Raw genomic sequence first — 16,280 nt, forward strand, 5'->3', positions numbered from 1 at the left:
TTCAGGTCAAGCGTGCAGATCGGCGGCGTCGATCAGGCCGGTGATCCGCAGGTCGGCCGCGACCTCGGGCGGGCAGTCGACGGCCACCACGGCGGTGCCGAGCACCTCGGCGCCACGCGTCGCGCAGATGTCGTAGAGGGCGCGGACCTGCGCGCCCGTACGCACCCAGTCGTCCACCACCAGCACCCGGTCGTCGGGGCCGAGGTGCCGGTCCCGCACGGCCAGGTCGACCTGCCGTCCCCGGTAGTCCGGTGGGCTCTGCGCCCAGGTGAGCGGGCCGGCCGGCAGTCGGCCGTCGCCGGGCTTGTGTGCGGCCACGAAGCCGACCCCGAGGGCGGTGGCGGCCAGTGGGCCGAGAAGCAGCCCGGTGACCGCCGGGGCGAGCACGACCGTGGGCCGGGCGGCCCGGTACGGCGCGACCAGGGCCGGTCCCAGCTCGGCCAGCACCGTCGGGTCGCGCCACCAACCGGAGATGTCGCTGACCAGGTGACTGGTGCCCGGACCGGGGTCGATCCACCGGAACAGGGCGGCCAGGCGTTCGGTCAGCTCAGCGGGCATCCACTCATCTTGCGGCACGGCCGGTCGACGTGCCGACGCCCGGGCCGGCCGGCCCACCCCGGATCGGATGATCGGCTACACGTACCAGTGCAAATACGGGCATACCACTATGATCACGTTGACTTCGGAAGTGCTTCTCTCGTTACGGTCCGACCCGGTTTGTTCAGTCGACGAAAGGACCGGGCCGGTGGCAGGTAAGCACTCCCGTACCCGCATCTTCTCCTCCCCGGCGGGCATCGTGGCCACCGCGGCGGTCGGCGTCGCCCTCGCCGTCGGGGGCACGTTCGGTGCCGTGCAGCTGACCTCCGGCTCCGCTCAGTCGGGCCAGACGACTCTCGACCTCGCCCCCACCACCGCCGCCAGCAGCCTCGCCCCCAACTCCCCGGCCGCCTCCCCGAGTGCCAGCGTCTCCCCGAGCGCGTCCGCCAGCCCTTCGGCCACGCGGTCGCAGCAGGCCGCCTCCCGAGGCAAGGAGCGCACCGCGTCGCCGAAGCCGAAGCCGACCGCCAAGAAGACCACCGCCGCCCCGAAGGTGCTGGACAGCGGCTCTTGCGGCGCCTCGTTCTACTCCGACGGGCAGCTCACCGCCAACGGTGAGTCGTTCAACCCGAACGCGCTGACCGCCGCACACAAGACGCTGGCGTTCAACACCAAGGTCCGGGTGACCAACCCGGCCAACGGCAAGTCGGTCGTGGTGCGGATCAACGATCGCGGCCCGTTCATCGACGGCCGCTGCCTGGACCTCTCCCGCGCCGCGTTCGCCACCATCGCCTCGGTCGACGTGGGCGCGCTCACCGTCCGCTACGAGGTACTCGGCTGAGCGGGGCACGTGACGTCGATTCGGCCGGTCGATCGGACCGGCCGGTCAGAACCTCCTCGGACGACGGGTCAGGTTCATTCACCGTTTCACGCCGATCAGGCAAACTGTCTCTCGTACCCACGCGACTCCTTCAGTCGGGCCGTCGCCCGCTGAGCCCCGGATCCCGCGCCGGCCTCGGCGCGGCCCTCGTTCTGCTCGCGATCGTGTCGGCGGTGGAGGCGGCGGACGGGCGTTCGGCGAACTACGTCGCACTGTTGGCGGCCGCACCGATCCTGGCCGCCGCACTGGCGGCGTGGCCGGTGGTGCTGGGGGTGGGTGTCGCCGCGACAGTGATCGGGGTCGCCTTCGCGCTGCTCGATCCGGAGATGTTGCTGGTCACCTCGGTCAACGTGGTCTGGGTCGCGCTCGCCACCGGGCTGGCGGTGGCGGTGACGTCGGTCCGCCAGCGGCAGGCGGACCGGATCGTCGAGCTGACCAAACTCGCCTCGGTGGCCCAGCAGGCGGTGCTGCGCCCTCTCGGGCCGCAGGTCGGCACGCTCTCGGTCGCCGGTCGCTACATCTCCTCCACTGCCACGGCCGAGATCGGCGGTGACCTGTACGAGGCGATCGACACGCCCTACGGCGTACGCATGATCATCGGTGACGTGCGCGGCAAGGGCCTGGACGCGGTCCGGCTGGCGAGCATCGTCCTCGGTTCCTATCGCCACGTGGCGTACGAGCGGGCCGACCTGCGCGCCGTCGTCGCCGACCTGGACCGCGCGGTCGCCCGCAACGTGGGCGACGAGGACTTCGTCACCGCGGCGCTGGTCGAGGAGCGCGGTGGCACGCTCACGATCGTCAACTGCGGGCATCCGCCGCCGCTGCTGCTGCGTCGGGGCGCGGTGATCCCGCTGGAGCCGCCGGCGCCGGCTCCTCCGCTCGGGTTCATGCCGGTGGTCCGCCCCCGGGTCGAGCGCCTGGAGCCCGGCGACCGGTTGCTGCTGTTCACCGACGGGCTCGGCGAGGCGCGGCGGGACGGGGAGTTCTTCCCGACCGCCGACCGGGCCTGGCGACTGCTCGGCCACGGCACGGTCGCCAACGGGCTGGCCTCGCTGGAGACGGCGCTGATCGAGTGGGTCCATGGTCGTCTGGACGACGACATCGCTCTGGTCCTCATGGAGTACGTCGGTGCCCGCACCGGCGTGACCGCAGCGGTCCCGAGCTGGGAGGTCGGCGCCGCCGAGAGCTGATCCGGTCAGCGCGGCCCGGAGGTGTGTAATCGCCGTCACTTGGGTGATCCGCTTGTCGCTGGCTACCCGCGAGTAATACAGTGTGGGTTACTGATCGGTAACACCTGTCCGGAAGCGGGGCCAGCGAGCATGACCCACTACAAGAGCAACCTGCGGGACCTTGAGTTCAACCTGTTCGAGGTCTTCGGGGCGGACCAGGCGTTCGGCCAGGAGCCCTATTCGGAACTCGACGCCGACACCGCCCGCACGTTCCTCGCTGAGCTCGACCGCCTCGCCCGCGGCGATCTGGCCGCCAGCTACACGGACAGCGACCGCAACCCGCCGGTCTTCGACCCGGCCACGCACACCGCGCCGCTGCCGGCGGCGTTCAAGAAGTCGTACCAGGCATTCATGGACTCCGAGTTCTGGCGCCTGGACCTGCCGCCGCACCTGGGCGGCACCAACGCGCCGCGCGCCCTCTGGTGGGCCCTCGCCGAACTGGTGCTCGGCTCGAACGCTCCCATCTGGATGTACGCCTCCGGCCCCTCCTTCGCGCACGTCCTGGAGGTCGAGGGCAACGAGCAGCAGAAGCGGTGGGCCAAGCTCTTCATCGACAAGCAGTGGGGCTCCACAATGGTGCTCACCGAGCCGGACGCCGGCTCGGACGTCGGTGCCGGCCGTGCCCGCGCGATCCAGCAGCCCGACGGTTCCTGGCACATCGAGGGCGTGAAGCGCTTCATCACCTCGGGCGAGCACGACCTGAGCGACAACATCGTGCACTACGTGCTGGCCCGCCCGGTCGGCGTCGAGGGCGTCGGTGGCCCCGGCACCAAGGGCCTGTCGCTCTTCGTGGTGCCGAAGTTCCACTTCGACGAGACCACCGGCGAGCTGGGTGAGCGCAACGGCGTCTACACCACGAACGTCGAGCACAAGATGGGCCTGAAGGTCTCCAACACCTGCGAGCTGACCTTCGGCGAGCACGGCGTACCGGCCAAGGGCTGGCTGCTCGGCGACAAGCACGACGGCATCCGCCAGATGTTCATGATCATCGAGTACGCCCGGATGCTGGTCGGCACCAAGGCCATCGCCACCCTCTCCACCGGCTACCTCAACGCCCTGGAGTACGCGAAGAGCCGGGTGCAGGGCGCCGACCTGATCCAGCAGGCCGACAAGACCGCCCCGCGGGTCACCATCACCCACCACCCGGACGTGCGTCGCTCGCTGCTGCTGCAGAAGTCGTACGCCGAGGGTCTTCGTGCCCTGGTTCTCTACACCGCCTCCTGGCAGGACAAGGTCGCCATCGCCGAGGCCGCCGGCGACGAGAAGGCCACCAAGCTGGCCAAGCGGGTCAACGACCTGCTGCTGCCGCTGGTCAAGGGCGTCGGGTCGGAGCGGGCCTACGAGATGCTCGGGCACGAGTCCCTGCAGACCTTCGGTGGCTCCGGGTTCCTCCAGGACTACCCGCTGGAGCAGTACGTCCGCGACGCGAAGATCGACACCCTGTACGAGGGCACCACCGCCATCCAGAGCCTGGACCTGATCTTCCGCAAGATCGTCCGGGACAACGGCAAGGCGCTGATGGCGGTCGCCAGCGAGATCCAGGAGTTCATCTCCTCCGAGGCGGGCAACGGCCAGCTCAAGGAGGAGCGGCAGGCGCTCGGCAAGGCGCTGGCCGAGGTGCAGAACATCCTCGGTGTGATGACCGGCTGGCTGGGCGAGGCGCAGGGTGGCGACACCCGCGCGCTCTACAAGGTCGGGCTGAGCAGCCGCCGGTTCCTGCTGGCGATCGGCGATCTGGTTGTCGCCTGGCTGCTCCAGCGGCAGGCCGAGGTGGCGTTGAAGGCACTGACCGGCGAGGTCTCCGCCAGCGACAAGGCCTTCTACACCGGCAAGGTGGCCGCTGCCCGCTTCTTCGCCCGCGAGGTGCTGCCCCGCATCGGCGCCGACCGGCGGATCATCGAGAACACCGACCTCGACATCATGGACCTCCCGGAGGAGGCCTTCTGACCGTGCCACGGCACGGTTGACCGGTCCCGGGTCGCACCACCTGGGACCGACACCGACGGCCGGTGGGGCAGCTGCCCCACCGGCCGTCGCCGCGTCCGGGGGTCAGCGACTCCCTCTGCTCCCGGCCCCGACGTCCCGTTCCGGGGCAAGGACCACCGGTCGGTTCCTCCTCTGGCCGGGTATTGGGCGAGCCTGGCCGGGTATGCCGGTCGCGTGGCGGGTAACCGTCGCGTGACCTCGAAAGGGAACGCCCAGAGCCACCGCACGGGGGAGTGCAGCGCATATGGGTGTCGGAAGCGGCATTTTTCTCATCGCGATCGGCGCGATCCTGACCTTCGCGCTGAGAGCCAACGTCTGGTGGATCGACGTACGGGCCGTCGGCTGGGTCTTCATCCTGGCCGGGCTGGCCGTACTGCTGACCACGCTCTGGTTCTGGCAGGACCGGCGCAAGCGGGCTCGGACCCTCATCGTGGAGGAGAACCGGCTCTCTCATCCGACCGCGATGATGCCGCCGCCGCCGGACCCGCCGCCACCAACCGCGCCGCCGTCCTGAGCTGGACCTGGGCGCGTCCCTCTGAGCCACCCGTCGAGAAGCGGCGGGTGGCTCAGTCGCGTGCGGTGTGCCGCGCGGTGACCGGAGCGCCCGACCGACCCAGTTCCGTCCAGCCGAGTGGGCCACGGTGCACCGCCAGCTCCGCGGTGCGTAGCCCTTCGTCGGCCGCGCCCTCCGGATCAAGGAGCGCGGAGAGTAGTGAGATGCCCGGATTGTGGGCGATCAGCAGCGCCGTGCGAGCCGTCGGGTCGACCGTGCGGACCAGCGCCAGCAACTCCTCGGGGTGCGCGTCGTACGCGCCGGGCTCGTAACGGACGGTCGGCCGTGGCCCAGTCGGGCCACCCTCCGGCGGCGAACCGGTCATTCCCATCGCCACCCCGTGCCAGGTCTGGCGGGTGCGTCTGGCCGTCGAGCAGATCACCACGTCGGGTAGCAACCCGTGGCGCGCCAGCCAGGCGCCGGCTGCCGCGGCGTCTGCGGTCCCGCGTGCGCTGAGCGGCCGTTCGGCGTCGTCCGCCGCGTCGCTACCCTGCTCGGCCTTCGCGTGCCGCAACAACACCAGCGTCCGGGTATCGGGGTCGGCGTCCGTCATGCTCCCAGCTTGCCCGATTGGCGATCTCCGTGCCTGGGTAAGTCGATGGATGCCGCACCCCTACCGACGGCCGCGGCGCGTCGTACGCCAGGTTTTGAGCCGAGGAGCGAGACATGGGCATTGGTGGCAGCATCTTCTTGATCGCGCTCGGCGCGATCCTCGCATTCGCCGTGGAGGCCGATCTGGGCTGGCTGGACCTGTCCGTGGTCGGCTGGGTGCTGATGCTGGCCGGCGTCGCCGGCCTGATCACGACCCTCTACTTCTGGAACAGCCGCCGCCGCACCGTGGTCGCCGCGCCGGTGCGCGAGCAGCGCGTCGTGGCGGACCGGGTGGTGCCGGTCCAGGATGACCAGGTCGTGCAGGAGTACCGCGAGGTGCGTCGGCCGGGCCGACCGGTCTGAACCTCGCTCGCGAAACTCCGGGGTCCCGCAGCGTCGCGGGGCCCCGGCTCGCGTCTGCCCCCGGCGCGCGCCGGCTTCGGCGCTCGGCGAACAGCGCGGGCTCAGTGCTTAGGCGAACAGCGCCGGCTCGGCGCTCAGGCGAACAGCGCGAAGTAGATCGCGATGTGGTGGCAGAGCGCCGCCAGCAGCGTGCAGGCGTGGAAGAACTCGTGGTGCCCAAAGACGGTCGGCCACGGATTGGGCCGCCGCAACGCGTAGAAGACCGCGCCGACGCTGTAGATCGCGCCGCCGACGACCAGAAGCACCAGTGCGGTGACGCCGCCGCCGTGCAGGATGTCCGGCAACATGGCCACCGCCACCCAGCCCAGCGCCAGGTAGAGCGGCGCGGAAACCCAGCGCGGCGCGTGCGGCCAGACCAACTTGAGCGCCACGCCGGCAAGAGCGCCGCCCCAGACCAGGACCAGCATCACGGTGGCAGGTCGCGGGTCGAGCAGCATGACGCAGAGCGGCGTGTACGTGCCGGCGATGAACACGAAGATCATCGAGTGGTCCATCCGGCGCATGATCTGGTAGCCGCGCTCCGACCACACCCGACGGTGGTACAGCGCGCTGGTGCCGAATAGCCCGCAGACGGTCAGGCTGTAGATGACACAGCTCACCAGGGGCGCCCAGCCCGGTCGGGTGGCGGCGATCGAGCAGAGAACGATGCCGCTGACCAGGGCGACGAAGAAGGCGTACGTGTGCAGCCAGCCGCGCATCCGGGGCTTACCGATGTCGACCGGCTTCAGGCGAAGCGGGGCGGAGGTGGTCACCTCCTCAGGTTACGGCACCGTAGGTTACTTTCAAGTAGTCACGCCGGTGACACCCGGCACCGTCGCCGTGAACACCGCGACCGCCGGCCATCGGCGAAGATGAGCCGATGCGGATCCGGCCCGTCGGGGCGCACGCCCTGCTCCTCGACTGCACCAGCCCCGACGGCGTGCCGGAGGCCGACCTGGTCGACGCATGGCGAGCCGAGCTGTGGCGGCGTCGGGAGCAGGGTGACCTGGCCGCCGTCGAGATCGTGCCGGCGGCCAGCACCGTCCTGCTCGACGGCCTGCCCGACCCGGCCGTCACGGCCGAGCGGCTGATCCGGTGGGAGCCGGCCATTGTGATCGCCGCCACCGCCCGTCGCGGCAGGGGCGAGCACAACGACGGCACGGAGACCGTCGTCCCGGTCGACTTCGACGGACCGGACCTGCCGGCGGTGGCCGAGCACTGGGGCGTGGACGTGCCCGCCGTGCTGTCCCGGCTGACCCGCACCCGGTTCCGGGTCGCATTCTGCGGCTTCGCCCCCGGCTTCCCCTACCTGACCGGGCTCCCCGCCGAGCTGGCGCTGCCCAGGCTGGCCACGCCCCGCCCCCGGGTGCCAACCGGTTCGGTCGCCCTCGCCGGCCCGTACGCCGGCATCTACCCGGGCGCGTCACCCGGTGGCTGGCTGCTGGTCGGCCGCACCGACCTGGTCCTCTTCGACGTCCACGCCGACCCGCCGGCCCGACTCGGCCCGGGCACCCCGGTCCGGATGGCCGCGGCATGATCCGCCCGTCCGTCATCGAGGTGCTCCGCGCCGGTGCGCTCACCACCGTGCAGGACCTGGGTCGGCCCGGCTGGGCGCACCTGGGGGTTCCCCGGTCCGGTGCCCTCGACCCGGGGGCCCTGCGGCTGGCCAACCGCCTGGTCGGCAACCCGGAGCACGCCGCCGGCCTGGAGATCACCCTGACCGGCTGCACGCTGCGGCTGACCCGGGCCACCACAGTGGCGGTCACCGGCGCCGAGGTGACCGTCCACGCGGGCGATCGGCGCGGCGACACCGGGCGCCCGCTCACCGTGCCGGCCGGGACGGTGCTGCGGATCGGCCCCGCCCGTGCGGGCGTACGGAGTTGGCTGGCGGTGGCGGGTGGCATCGACGTGCCGCCGGTGCTCGGCAGCCGGGCCACCGACACCCTCTCCGGGCTCGGCCCGCCTCGGCTGGGCGACGGCGACCGGCTGCCGCTCGGCGAGCCGCTCGACGCACCCGCGCCGGTGGACCTGACCGTCTGCTCCGTGCCCCCACCGGAGCTGCACCTGATGCTCAGCCTCGGTCCTCGTGACGACTGGTTCACACCCGCCGCACTCGACCTGCTGTTCGGCACCGCGTACACCGTCAGCCCGGTGAGCAACCGGGTCGGCGCGCGACTCGCCGGCGCGCCGCTGCCCCGCGCGGTCGCCGGCGAGCTGCCCAGCGAGGGCATCGTGCTCGGCGCGGTGCAGGTGCCGGCCGACGGACAACCCCTGATCTTCCTGGCCGATCACCCGACCACCGGCGGATACCCCGTCATCGGGGTGGTCACCGACGTGACCCCGCTCGCTCAGGCCCGCCCAGGGACTACCGTCAGATTCCATGGACCTCAACGCTGACCTGGGCGAGGGATTCGGCATCTGGCGACTCGGCGACGACGAAGCACTGCTGGGCCTCGTCACCTCCGCCAACGTCGCCTGCGGCTTCCACGGCGGTGACCCGTCCACCATGCGGCGGGTCTGCGAGGGCGCCGCGCGGCGCGGGGTCGCGGTGGGCGCGCAGGTCGGCTACCGGGACCTGGCCGGCTTCGGTCGACGGCACATCGCGTACGACTTCGCCGAGCTACGCGACGAGGTGACCTACCAGCTGGGGGCGTTGAACGCGTTCTGCCGGCTGTTTGGCACCCGGGTCCGCTACCTCAAACCGCACGGCGCGCTCTACCACGCGACCAGCACCGACGAGTCCCAGGCGGCGGCGGTGGTCGCGGCGGTAACCGGGTACGACCCCGAGCTGCCCGTGCTCTGCCTACCCGGCTCCACGCTCGCTCAGCTCGCCGTCGGCGCGGGCCTGCCGGTCGTCGCCGAGGCCTTCGCCGACCGCGCCTACCTGCCCAACGGGGCGTTGGTGCCGCGCGGCACCCCCGGCGCGGTGATCAGCGACCCGGAGCAGGTGGCCGAACGGGCGGTGCGCATGGCCGTCGAACGGAGCGTGGTGGCGGTGGACGGCACCGTCATCCCCTGCTCGGTCGACTCGATCTGCCTGCACGGCGACACCCCCGGCGCGGTTTCCGCCGCCGAGCTGGTCCGCGCCACCCTGATCGACGCGGACATCCCGCTGGCCCCGTTCGCCTGACCGGAGGGGCCCCGAAGGCCCCTCCGGGAACGTCAGGCGTCCAGGCCGCGGAGCACCAGCGGCAGCCGGGTCACGGCACCGTCGACCACCCGGACCGGTACGCCCCAGTCCTGCCGGGTCAGGTGGCACGCCGCGTGTTCGACGTCCGCGTCGCAGGTCGCCGCCTGGGCGGTCACCTGCAACACCCCGGCGGTGACCTCGCCGTTGAGCACCAGCCGACGGGACAGCTCGGTGCCCGTGCCGGCGCCGTCCACCAGCAGCTCCGGCGGAGACGCGGAGACCACCAACCGGGTCGACGGTCCGTACGTCTCGTCCAGCTTCTGCCCCGGCGCCGGGGTGAAGACGATGTCCAGGGTGACCTCACCGGCCGCGACGTCGGTCGGCTTGCGTTCGGTGCGGTGCCGGGGCCCGTCCACCGTGCTGGCACCCGCCGCCGACAGGGCACCCGGGGCGAGCCGGGTCAACCGGTGCGCGGCGGACTCCACCACCAGCACCTCACCGGCCGGGGTGAGCACCAGGTCGCTCGGCTCCGCCAACCCGTCGGCGACCGTGGAGACCTGGTTGCTGGCCGGGTCGAAGCGGCGCACCGCGCCGTTGTACGTGTCCGCGATCAGCACCGAGCCGTCCGGCAGCGCGCACACGCCCAGCGGGTGCTGGAGCAGCGCCGTCTCCGCCGGACCGTCCACGTGCCCGAAGTCGAACAGGCCCTGCCCGACGGCGGTGCCCAGCACGCCGTTCTCCACGTACCGGATGGCGCTGGTCTCGCTGTCGGCCACCCAGAGCCGGGTGCCGTCGGCCGAGACCGAGAGCCCCGACGGCTGCGCCATCCACGCCTCGGCCAGCGGGCCGTCGCGCAGCGCCTCGACGGTGGTGCCGGCGTACATGCCCACGGTCCGCTTGATCGGATCGAACCACCAGAGCTGGTGGATGCCGGCCATCGCGATGATGAGCTTGTCGTCGTACCAGGCCAGGTCCCACGGGGAGGAGAGGTCCACGGCGAACGCGTCGTGGGCGTGGTCGTCGACCGAGGCGCGCCACTGCCGCCCGCTGCCGGCCACGGTGACCACCTCGCCGGACTCCAGCCGTACACCGCGCAGCAGGTGGTTGACCGTGTCGGCCACCACCAGGTCGTAGCCGGCGACCTCGGCGACATGCGTGGGCAGCAGGCACACGCCCTGCGGCTCGGAGAACGTCGCCGCGGCGGCGGGCCCGTCGGCCCGGCCCCGCTCGCCCGAGCCGATCCGGCGTACCGGCGTCTCGCCGTCCGGGGCAACCTCGACCAGGGAGTGCCGGGCCGAGTCCGAGACCAGCAGGTTGCCGTTCGGCAGCTGCACCGCCTTACCGGGGAAACGCAGCGCGGTCTCCGGCGCCGGCGGCGGGACGTACGGACCGTCGCCCCGGTGCAGGGTGCCCTTGGCCTCGTGGGTGGCGATCAGCTCGTCGATCAACCGGGCCAGCCCCTCGGCGTGCCCCTCGCCGGCCATGGTGGCTACCACGTAACCCTCGGGGTCGATCACCGACAGGGTCGGCCAGGCCCGCGCGGCGTACTGCTGCCACATCTCCATCTCAGGATCGTCGAGTACGGGGTGGTGCACCCCGTACCGCTCGACGGCGGCGGCGAGCGCGTCGGCGTCCTTCTCGTGCTCGAACTTCGGCGAGTGCACACCGATCACGACGAGCACGTCGCCGTACTTCTCCTCCAACGGGCGCAGCTCGTCGAGAACGTGCAGGCAGTTGATACAGCAGAACGTCCAGAAATCCGCCAAAACGATCTTGCCGCGAAGGTCGGCGAGCTTGAGATCGCGTCCACCGGTGTTCAGCCAACCCCGGCCGTGCAGCTCTGGAGCCCGTACTCGTGCAGTCGTTCCCATGCTGTCAGCCTGCCACGGCGAGGCTTCTCCGTATCGGTCGTCGTGACCCGGACGACAGTCAACATTTCGATCGGTGGCAACTCAGCAGTGCGGTGCTCAGCGTGTCGAGTTGCTCAGCTGCCAACGATCAACGGGACGACGTGCCCGAATCAGGCAGCGCCCGGGTGGTACGACGACGGCGGGGTCACGGTCGCCCGTGAACCCCGCCGCCGGTCGAGCTACTTCGTGGCCGGTTTGAGGCAGAGCACCCGGTTGGTGCCGTCACCCGGCAGCACCACGTGCGGCTGCGTCGTGTCGGTGCACTTCTCCTTGACGTCCACCTTCGAGACGATCGTGAAAGCGTCCGCCTCGCCGCAGTCCGCCGCCGTGGCGCCACCCTGACCGGACTGCTTCACGCAGGTGCCGACCGCCGGGTCGAACGACGGACCGTCGTCGCCGCCGCCGAACTTGCCGAGCAGCATCAGCAGGCCGAGCGGCACCGCCAGGATCAACACCGCCGCGATCAGCACCGCGGCCAGCACCCGGCCGTTGCGGACCTTCGGCGTCGGCGGCTCCGCCTTCGGCTCGTCGGCGTCCGGCTTGAACGCGTCGAACCGGCCCTGGTCCGACTGGCCGGCCTCCTGGCCCCAGGACGACGTGGGCTGAGGTGCGGGCGGGAACGATGGCGGGAAGTTTCCGCCCGGCACCGGCTCGGTCGCCGGACCGGCACCGAAGCCGGACCCGCCGGGCCCTGGCCCGCCGAAGTTCGACCCACCGAAGGCCGACGCGCCGTTCACCGCGGCGGCGCCAGCGGCAGGCGACCCGGGGCCGCCGAACTGGTCGACCGGTCGTTCGGCACCGGCGTGCGGCCGCGTGCCGTTCATCGGTCGGTTGTTGCCGGGCGTGTCGACGAAGGACGGCACACCGGGCGGGAACGCCGGCGGCGCCGACGGGGCCTCACCGAACGCGTTCGGTGCGGGCTGCCGGTCGTCGAAGCGAGGATCGACCGCTGACTCGCCGCCCCAGCCGGGACCGGCCTGGCGCTGCGAGTCGTTCTGCCACTCCGGTGCGGCTTGGCGCTGCGAGTCGTTCTGCCACTCGGGTGCGCCTTGGCGCTGGGAGTCGCTCTGCCATTCCGGTGCGGCCTGCCGGTCGGTTCCCGGGTCGCCCTGGAACACCTCCGGCTCCGGCTCGTTCTCCGGCTCGGGTCGAGCCGGGCGGCCGTACACCCGGGGTTGTGGTGTCGCCGTGCCGGTCGGCCGGATGGCCTGGTCGGTCGGTGGCATCACCCGGCTGGCCAGCGGCACCGAAGCGCTCGCCGTGGCGCGGGCGGCCGCGCCGTCCGCCGAGTCGGCCTCCGACACCGGCACGACCGCGCGGCCCGCTCCGGACTCCGGAGAGGTACGCGGGGCAGGCACCATGGCGCCGCCGCTGGCGGGAGCGTCCCCGGCGCGGCCCCAGCCGGCCGGCTCCGCCTCGTACTGCGCGGCGGCGTCCGGGGCCTCCCGCTCGGCGTACGCGGGCTGCTCGGGGATCGGGGCGAACTGGGCCTGGGGCGGCGCGTAGTCGGCCGGCGGGGCGGCGGCCAGGCTGGCGCCCGGCACGCGCTGCTCCTGTGGGGGCAGCGGCACGGCGTTCGCGGGCGAGATGCCCGGCGCGGGCCCGGGCTGGTAGGCCGGTGCCTCGTCGCCGCGGTCCGCCTCCCAACCACCGCGGGCCTGGGCGGAAGCCTCCGCTTCGGCGCGTCCCCACACCTCACCGGGTGCCCATGGCTCGACCGCCGGCACGCCGGGGTTGGCCTGCGCCGCGTTGTCCGGGTTGGCGGCCCAGCCGGGCGCGCCGTCGTTGCCGGGCACGCTGACGCTGGCACGCGCGGGCAGGCCACTCTGCTCCGCCGGGTTCCACCCGGCCGGCTCCGGCCGTTCGGCCGGCTGGTCCTGGGGTGCGAGCACCCAGTCGGGCTGCTGCGGACGGCCCTCGGCCCCGCCCCAGGCAGCCGGCTGCTCGGCCTGGTCCTGCCGCGCGTCGCCGGCGTCATTCCAGGCTGCGGGTTGTGCCTGCTGCTGTGCGGCCCAGCCACCGGAGTGGGCCGGGTCGTCCTGGCTGGGCCAGTTCGTCGCCGGTGCCGGCACCTGGGCCGCGCCACGGGCGGAACCGGGCTGGGCGGCCGGTCCCCACCCGGGGGCGGGCTGCTCGGTCGGTTCGGCAGGTTGGCCCCAGGCCGGCGGCGACTGCTCAGCCGGCGTCCACACCGGCTGGTCGTCGCGCGCGGCGGCGTTGCTGGCGGGCCAACCGCCGTTGCCGGCCGCATCGTCCTGCTGAGCGCCGCCGGACCAGCCACCGGCCTGTGGCGTCTCGGGCTGCTGCGACTCGGCGCCGTGCCAGTCAGCGGCGGGCGGGTTGGCCTGCGGCGTCCCACCCCAGCCTCCGGCTCGGGCCGGGTCTTCCTGGGCAGGCCAGGCAGCGGTGGCCGGAGGAACCTGTGCGGCGCCTCGCGCGGCCGGCTGGGCCTGCACCCACTCGGGCTGCTCAGCGGCGTCCGGAGTCCAGTTCGGTGCGGGTGCGCTCTGCTCGGCCGGCGTCCAGCCCTGCTGCGCCGCCCAGGGGGCAGGCTGCGCGGGGGCCGGTGTGCCGTCGTTGCCAGGCCAGGCGCCGGGCTGCTGCTGCGGCGGCTCGCTCGTGCCGCCGGCCGCCCAGGCGGGCTGCGCCGGATCGCTGGGCTGCGGGGCCGCGGCGGCACCCCAGGCGGGGGCCGGTGGCTGCTCGGACTGGGTCGCCCATGCTGGCGTCGACGGGTTGGGCCGCGTCGCCGGCGGGGGCGCCCAGCCCAGGTCGGGGCTGGCGGCGTTGTGGCCGTTGTCCGGCTGCGCCGGGCGGTCGCCGTACGGCGCCGGTCCGCCGGCGCCCGGTGACACCTCGTCCGGCTCTTGGCCGGGGCGGTGCGGGCCCTCGGACGTCATGGGTGCGCCTCCTCCATCACATGTCGGCTCGCCGGTGCCGATCGGTCTCCTCGGCATGGCTGCCGGCGTCGCCGGCGTACCGCTGTGCCGGCTCCCCGCACGGTATCGGGTGGTGGCACGGCCCGTCCAAGGAGCACCGGTCGTCACTTTGCGTGGCCGGTCGGTGTCGAGCAGCTTCTGTCAGCTCGGCCCCTGCCGGGTCGGCGGGCGGCGACCGAAGCCCACCGTACCGGGCGCTGCGGCAGGGCGGAATCCCGGTGGCCGGTGGCCGGAAACGCCGATGGCCCACCCGGCGGACCGGGTGGGCCATCGATCTGGAGGAGGTGTGAATGTCGAGGAGCGTCAGCTCATGTGACGCTGGGCGATGACGAGGATTTCCTCGCGAACCGCCGGCGAGTTCGCCGAGCGCAGCGCGTGCTCGATGGCACGGGCGCGGCGGGTCGCATCGCGGTGGTTGCGGATTCGCTCGATCATGCTCATTGGTGGGTCCCCCTAGCTATTCGGTTGTCAGCCCCTGATGCGTCTATTTAACCGCAGAACCCGGCCAACTTCCATCGATTAGTAGGTGAGCTGGGACACCTGCCTAACAATCAAAGGTCAACAGTCGATCTGGCCGACGTTTCCGTCGCCCAAACGACACGGCCGGTGTGCCGGGCGTTAACCCGTGGCACACCGGCCGTGGCTGGCGTCGCGAACGATCAGGTCCAGGCGAGCAGCGCCGCCTCCGGATCGGTGAGGAAGTCGCCGATGTCGCGCAGGAACTTCGAGCCCAGCTCACCGTCGATGATCCGGTGGTCGAAGCTCAGCCCCAGCGTGGTGACCTGACGCGCCTTGACCTTGCCCTTGTGCACCCAGGGCATCTCCCGCACGGCACCGAAGGCCAGGATCGCGGACTCGCCCGGCGGCAGGATCGGCGTGCCGGTGTCCACTCCGAACACCCCGACGTTGGTGATGGTCAAGGTGCCACCGGACATGTCCGCCGGCGAGGTACGGCCGGACTTGGCCGTCTGCACCAGGCCGTTCAGCGAGTCCGCCAACTCCCGCAGCGAGAGCCGGCCGGCGTCCTTGACGTTCGGCACGATCAGGCCACGCTCGGTGGCCGCCGCGATACCGAGGTTGACGTAGTCCTTGACCACGATCTCGTCGCCGGCCCAGGTCGAGTTGACCATCGGGTGACGCTTCACCGCCAGCAGCACGGCCTTCGCCACCAGCAGCAGCGGCGAGACCCGTACGTCGCGCCACTCCCGTCGACCGCGCAGTCGGTCCAGAGCCTTCATCGCCCGGGTCACGTCGACGGTCAGGAACTCCGTCACGTGCGGGGCGGTGAACGCCGAGCGGGACATGTTCTCGGCGGTGAGCTTGCGAACCCCCTTGACCGGGATGCGCTGCTCGCGGTCCGTGCCGAAGCTCGCGGCGCTCGTCGTCACCGACGGGGTCGCGATCGGTTCGGCCACGGCACCGCTCGCCGCCTGCTGCACGTCCTCCCGGGTGATGGACCCCAACGGGCCCGACCCGGTCACCGTGCCGAGGTCGACCCCGAGGTCCTTGGCGAGCTTGCGCACCGGAGGCTTGGCCAGCACCAGCCCGCCGGTCGCCGTCGCGGCCTGCCCGTTACGAGCCGGAGCCGCCACTGGCGCGACCACCGGCTGCGGAGCCGGTGCCGCCGGAGCTGGTGCCGCAGCGGCCTGCGCCGGGACGCCGCCCTTGCGCGGGCGACGCTTCGCGGCGGTCGTACGCGGGCCGTAACCGACCAGCACCGCCGTCCGCCCACCCGGGGCCGCTCCGCCGATCAGGCCGGGCTCGATCATGCCCTCGGCCGGCGCCACCTCCACCGCCGCCAGCGAGGCCGCCGACGGGGTGGGCAGGTCACTGCTGGGAGTGGCCGTGGTCGACGGCGCCTCCAACGGGCCGGCACCCGGGTCGGTGTCGATCGCGATGATCGGCGTACCGACCTCGACGGTGGTGCCCTCCGGGTGGTGGATCGCCTGCACCTGGCCGGCCCACTTCGCCGGGATCTCCACCGCCGCCTTGGCGGTCTCGACCTCGACGATCGGCTGGTTCAGCTCGATGGTGTCGCCGACCTTGACCAGCCAGGCCAGGATCTCGCCCTCGGTCAGCCCCTCGCCCAGGTCGGGCAGGTTGAACGTCTTGATCCGGGACAT

General features: G+C 72.4%; 15 protein-coding genes. 8 read left to right on the forward strand and 7 right to left on the reverse strand.

All coding sequences use genetic code 11. From position 1 onward, the window contains the following. Positions 1–6: 6 nt before the first annotated feature. Positions 7–558: a phosphoribosyltransferase family protein gene (locus HNR22_RS19745; RefSeq protein ID WP_179781586.1), complete on the reverse strand. Its 552-nt coding sequence runs from the start codon at positions 556–558 to the stop codon at positions 7–9. A 187-nt stretch (positions 559–745) separates the two neighbouring features. Here HNR22_RS19745 and HNR22_RS19750 point away from each other — a divergent pair, with 187 nt between their 5' ends. The 4 genes from HNR22_RS19750 (at position 746) to HNR22_RS19765 (ending at position 5,146) form a co-directional block, all read left to right on the forward strand. Beyond that, positions 746–1,378 carry a septal ring lytic transglycosylase RlpA family protein gene (locus HNR22_RS19750; protein WP_179781587.1) on the forward strand — a complete coding sequence of 211 codons (633 nt, stop codon included), beginning with the start codon at positions 746–748 and terminating at the stop codon, positions 1,376–1,378. Between the two features lie 104 nt (positions 1,379–1,482). Then, complete coding sequence (locus tag HNR22_RS19755) at positions 1,483–2,607, forward strand: PP2C family protein-serine/threonine phosphatase (RefSeq protein WP_179783633.1); 1,125 nt, start codon at positions 1,483–1,485, stop codon at positions 2,605–2,607. A 129-nt stretch (positions 2,608–2,736) separates the two neighbouring features. Beyond that, positions 2,737–4,593, forward strand: a complete 1,857-nt coding sequence (locus HNR22_RS19760) for an acyl-CoA dehydrogenase (protein ID WP_179781588.1) — start codon at positions 2,737–2,739, stop codon at positions 4,591–4,593. Positions 4,594–4,876: 283 nt separating this feature from the next. Further along, positions 4,877–5,146, forward strand: a complete 270-nt coding sequence (locus HNR22_RS19765) for a DUF6458 family protein (RefSeq protein ID WP_030332052.1) — start codon at positions 4,877–4,879, stop codon at positions 5,144–5,146. A gap of 52 nt (positions 5,147–5,198) precedes the next feature. On the opposite strand, the gene HNR22_RS19770 is transcribed toward HNR22_RS19765, so the two are convergent. Continuing rightward, entirely contained in the window at positions 5,199–5,738 is a 540-nt protein-coding gene (locus HNR22_RS19770; protein WP_179781589.1) for a SixA phosphatase family protein, read from the reverse strand. A 113-nt stretch (positions 5,739–5,851) separates the two neighbouring features. Here HNR22_RS19770 and HNR22_RS19775 point away from each other — a divergent pair, with 113 nt between their 5' ends. Next, positions 5,852–6,139 (forward strand): DUF6458 family protein, encoded by a 288-nt coding sequence (locus HNR22_RS19775; RefSeq protein ID WP_088950887.1) that lies wholly within the window; start codon positions 5,852–5,854, stop codon positions 6,137–6,139. Between the two features lie 134 nt (positions 6,140–6,273). Here the strand turns inward: HNR22_RS19775 and trhA are convergent, their stop codons facing one another. Next, complete coding sequence (gene trhA / locus HNR22_RS19780) at positions 6,274–6,951, reverse strand: PAQR family membrane homeostasis protein TrhA (RefSeq protein ID WP_179781590.1); 678 nt, start codon at positions 6,949–6,951, stop codon at positions 6,274–6,276. Between the two features lie 107 nt (positions 6,952–7,058). Here trhA and HNR22_RS19785 point away from each other — a divergent pair, with 107 nt between their 5' ends. Genes HNR22_RS19785 through HNR22_RS19795 form a run of 3 tightly spaced genes read left to right on the forward strand, consistent with a single transcriptional unit; the run spans position 7,059 to position 9,308 of the window. After that, positions 7,059–7,715, forward strand: a complete 657-nt coding sequence (locus HNR22_RS19785) for a 5-oxoprolinase subunit B family protein (RefSeq protein ID WP_179781591.1) — start codon at positions 7,059–7,061, stop codon at positions 7,713–7,715. After that, positions 7,712–8,575: a 5-oxoprolinase subunit C family protein gene (locus HNR22_RS19790; protein ID WP_179781592.1), complete on the forward strand. Its 864-nt coding sequence runs from the start codon at positions 7,712–7,714 to the stop codon at positions 8,573–8,575. Before HNR22_RS19785 ends, HNR22_RS19790 begins: the two co-directional genes overlap by 4 nt. Beyond that, the gene (locus tag HNR22_RS19795; protein WP_179781593.1) at positions 8,559–9,308 is read left to right on the forward strand and encodes a LamB/YcsF family protein; all 750 of its coding nucleotides are present in this window, start codon (positions 8,559–8,561) and stop codon (positions 9,306–9,308) included. Before HNR22_RS19790 ends, HNR22_RS19795 begins: the two co-directional genes overlap by 17 nt. A 32-nt stretch (positions 9,309–9,340) precedes the next feature. Here the strand turns inward: HNR22_RS19795 and HNR22_RS19800 are convergent, their stop codons facing one another. From HNR22_RS19800 to HNR22_RS19815, 4 genes are all read right to left on the reverse strand, one after another. After that, complete coding sequence (locus tag HNR22_RS19800; RefSeq protein WP_179781594.1) at positions 9,341–11,179, reverse strand: NHL domain-containing thioredoxin family protein; 1,839 nt, start codon at positions 11,177–11,179, stop codon at positions 9,341–9,343. A 218-nt stretch (positions 11,180–11,397) separates the two neighbouring features. After that, positions 11,398–14,118 carry an LppU/SCO3897 family protein gene (locus HNR22_RS19805; RefSeq protein WP_179781595.1) on the reverse strand — a complete coding sequence of 907 codons (2,721 nt, stop codon included), beginning with the start codon at positions 14,116–14,118 and terminating at the stop codon, positions 11,398–11,400. A 342-nt stretch (positions 14,119–14,460) separates the two neighbouring features. Next, entirely contained in the window at positions 14,461–14,598 is a 138-nt protein-coding gene (locus HNR22_RS19810) for a hypothetical protein (RefSeq protein ID WP_165435866.1), read from the reverse strand. Positions 14,599–14,816: 218 nt separating this feature from the next. After that, positions 14,817–16,280, reverse strand: coding sequence for a dihydrolipoamide acetyltransferase family protein (locus HNR22_RS19815; RefSeq protein ID WP_218908071.1), 1,464 nt, complete (start codon positions 16,278–16,280; stop codon positions 14,817–14,819).

It is taken from the genome of Micromonospora jinlongensis (assembly GCF_013410645.1).
GTDB lineage: Bacteria > Actinomycetota > Actinomycetes > Mycobacteriales > Micromonosporaceae > Micromonospora > Micromonospora zamorensis.

Excerpts from the sequence above, each read along its gene's own strand:
- HNR22_RS19770 (WP_179781589.1), bottom strand. The coding sequence starts at position 5,738 with ATGACGGACGCCGACCCCGATACCCGGACGCTGGTGTTGTTGCGGCAC.
- HNR22_RS19765 (WP_030332052.1), top strand. The coding sequence starts at position 4,877 with ATGGGTGTCGGAAGCGGCATTTTTCTCATCGCGATCGGCGCGATCCTG.
- HNR22_RS19745 (WP_179781586.1), bottom strand. The coding sequence starts at position 558 with ATGCCCGCTGAGCTGACCGAACGCCTGGCCGCCCTGTTCCGGTGGATC.
- HNR22_RS19815 (WP_218908071.1), bottom strand. The coding sequence starts at position 16,280 with ATGTCCCGGATCAAGACGTTCAACCTGCCCGACCTGGGCGAGGGGCTG.
- HNR22_RS19775 (WP_088950887.1), top strand. The coding sequence starts at position 5,852 with ATGGGCATTGGTGGCAGCATCTTCTTGATCGCGCTCGGCGCGATCCTC.
- HNR22_RS19785 (WP_179781591.1), top strand. The coding sequence starts at position 7,059 with ATGCGGATCCGGCCCGTCGGGGCGCACGCCCTGCTCCTCGACTGCACC.
- HNR22_RS19790 (WP_179781592.1), top strand. The coding sequence starts at position 7,712 with ATGATCCGCCCGTCCGTCATCGAGGTGCTCCGCGCCGGTGCGCTCACC.
- HNR22_RS19805 (WP_179781595.1), bottom strand. The coding sequence starts at position 14,118 with ATGACGTCCGAGGGCCCGCACCGCCCCGGCCAAGAGCCGGACGAGGTG.
- HNR22_RS19795 (WP_179781593.1), top strand. The coding sequence starts at position 8,559 with ATGGACCTCAACGCTGACCTGGGCGAGGGATTCGGCATCTGGCGACTC.
- HNR22_RS19810 (WP_165435866.1), bottom strand. The coding sequence starts at position 14,598 with ATGAGCATGATCGAGCGAATCCGCAACCACCGCGATGCGACCCGCCGC.
- HNR22_RS19800 (WP_179781594.1), bottom strand. The coding sequence starts at position 11,179 with ATGGGAACGACTGCACGAGTACGGGCTCCAGAGCTGCACGGCCGGGGT.
- HNR22_RS19760 (WP_179781588.1), top strand. The coding sequence starts at position 2,737 with ATGACCCACTACAAGAGCAACCTGCGGGACCTTGAGTTCAACCTGTTC.